The sequence below is a fragment of the Bordetella petrii genome (genome assembly GCF_020991325.1).
GTDB classification, from domain to species: Bacteria; Pseudomonadota; Gammaproteobacteria; order Burkholderiales; family Burkholderiaceae_B; genus Bordetella_A; species Bordetella_A petrii_E.
The window spans coordinates 1-2,208 of sequence record NZ_JAJMLX010000445.1 but is presented as its reverse complement, the minus strand read 5'-3'; the positions used below and the strand labels follow the sequence as shown (position 1 = coordinate 2,208).

Annotated in this window: 3 protein-coding genes and 1 pseudogene; all 4 read left to right on the top strand. The window is 67.2% G+C overall.

The annotated features are described in order from the left end of the window. Positions 1–170: CysS/YqeB C-terminal domain-containing protein (locus LPZ50_RS24320; RefSeq protein ID WP_419195640.1), on the top strand; the 170-nt coding region annotated here is incomplete at its 5' end. Between the two features lie 14 nt (positions 171–184). Beyond that, entirely contained in the window at positions 185–829 is a 645-nt protein-coding gene (locus LPZ50_RS24315) for a DNA-3-methyladenine glycosylase family protein (RefSeq protein ID WP_230665413.1), read from the top strand. Between the two features lie 33 nt (positions 830–862). Further along, positions 863–1,828: an acetyl-CoA carboxylase carboxyltransferase subunit alpha gene (locus LPZ50_RS24310; protein WP_230665412.1), complete on the top strand. Its 966-nt coding sequence runs from the start codon at positions 863–865 to the stop codon at positions 1,826–1,828. Positions 1,829–1,886: 58 nt separating this feature from the next. Beyond that, positions 1,887–2,078: pseudogene (locus LPZ50_RS25490) on the top strand (tRNA(Ile)-lysidine synthetase); the annotation flags it as partial. Positions 2,079–2,208: the final 130 nt, after the last annotated feature.

The following is a 2,208-nucleotide window of genomic DNA, read 5'->3' as shown; positions in this document are numbered from 1 at the left end:
CGGCCGCCGCCCTGGACGCAGGCCAGATCGAAGCCCTGATCGCCGCCCGGACCGCCGCCAAACAGTCGCGCGACTACGCCCAGGCCGACGGCATTCGCGCCCAGCTGCGCGAGGCCGGCATCGAGCTCGACGACAAGCCGGGCGGCCAAACCCAATGGCGTCGCGCCTAAGGAACCGCAGCGCCATGCCTCCCGACACCGCCACCGTCGCCAAGCCGCATTACTGGGAAGAAGCCGTCGCGCACCTGGTGCGCCGCGACCGCATCCTGAAGAAGATCATTCCGCAGCATGCCGAAGCCTGGCTCACCTCGCGCCACACGCCCTTTGTCACCCTGGCGCGCGCCATCGTGGGCCAGCAAATCTCCAGCAAGGCGGGCGACGCGCTGTGGCAGCGCTTTCTTGACGCGGTGGGCAAGCGGCCCACGCCGGCCGGCGTGCTGGGCGTAGGCGGCGCTACACTGCGCCAGGCCGGGTTGTCGCAGCGCAAGTGCGAATACGTGCAAGACCTCGCCGCTCATTTCGGCGAACGCCGGGTGCATCCCGAAAAGTGGGCCGCCATGGACGACGAAAGCGTGGTGGCGGAATTGCTGGCCATCCGGGGCATCGGCCGCTGGACGGCCGAGATGTTCCTGATATTCAATCTGCAGCGGCCGGACGTCCTGCCGCTGGACGATCCGGGGTTGCTCAAGGCAATCTCGCTACACTACTTCAGCGGAGAGCCTGTCTCGCGCTTCGAGGCCCGCGAGGTCTCGTCGGCATGGCAGCCCTGGCGTACCGTGGCAACCTGGTATCTATGGCGCAGTCTGGAATCCAAAGCGGTTCCGAACTGATCCGCCAGGTGCCCAATAACGGAACCATACTTCATGCGCAATACATTCCTGGAATTCGAACAACCGCTGGCCGAACTTGAAAACAAGATCGAGCAGCTGCGCTATGTACAGGCCGATTCAGCGGTGGATATCTCCGACGAAATCAGCCGCCTGCAGCAAAAAAGCCAGACGCTGGCCAAGGAAATCTACGGCAAGCTGACGCCCTGGCAAACCGCCCTGGTGGCCCGCCACCCGCAGCGTCCCTACACGCTGGATTACGTGCGCGAAATGTTCACCGACTACCACGAGCTGCACGGCGACCGCATGTACGCCGATGACCAGTCCATCGTGGGCGGCCTGGCCCGCTTCAACGGCGCGTCATGCATGGTTATCGGGCACCAGAAGGGCCGCGACACCAAAGAGCGCGCCGCGCGCAATTTCGGCATGCCGCGCCCCGAGGGCTACCGCAAGGCCCTGCGCCTGATGCGCCTGGCCGAGAAATTCAGCTTGCCGGTCTTTACCTTCATCGACACCCCGGGCGCCTATCCCGGCGTGGGCGCCGAAGAACGCGGCCAGTCGGAAGCCATCGGCCGCAACCTGTACGCCATGGCTGAACTGAAGGTGCCGGTCATCTCCACCGTCATCGGCGAGGGCGGTTCGGGCGGGGCGCTGGCCATTGCCGTGGGCAACGCCGTGCTGATGCTGCAATACGCCACGTATTCGGTCATTTCGCCCGAGGGCTGCGCGTCCATTCTGTGGCGCAGCGCCGACAAGGCCGCCGACGCCGCCGAAGCGCTGGCCATTACCGCGCCGCGCCTGAAAGACCTGGGCCTGGTCGACCGCGTCGTCAACGAGCCCGTGGGTGGCGCCCACCGCGATCCGCGCGTCATGGCGCGGCTGCTGCGCCGTGCCCTGGGCGATGCGCTGCGCCAGTTCCGCGGCATGAGCGCCGACCAACTCATCGAGCAGCGCATGCAGCGCCTGCTGTCGTACGGCAAATTCCAGGAAACCCGCGCCTGATGCGGCCGCCGGGCCTGCCGCCCGGCTTGCCTGGCGCCTTGCCGACCACGCCAATGCCATGAACCCCGCCGCGCCGCCATCGTCCGCAGGGGCCAAGGCACCGCCCGCCGATGGCGGTTTTCCCTCGGCCGCCCTGATGGCGGCATTGCGCAATACCCTACAGTCTTTCCCCGGCACCACGCCGCGCCTGGCCGTGGCCACCAGCGGCGGTGCCGATTCAGCCATGCTGGCCGCCCATGCCGCGCAATTGGCCTCGCGGGCGGGCACCGAGTTGATGCTGTTCCATGTGCACCACGGCTTGCAGCCCCCGCCCGCGATATCGTCCATGCCCTGCACCATGCCGCGCCGCGACGACAAATCGCCCATGACGTGGCCGGTGA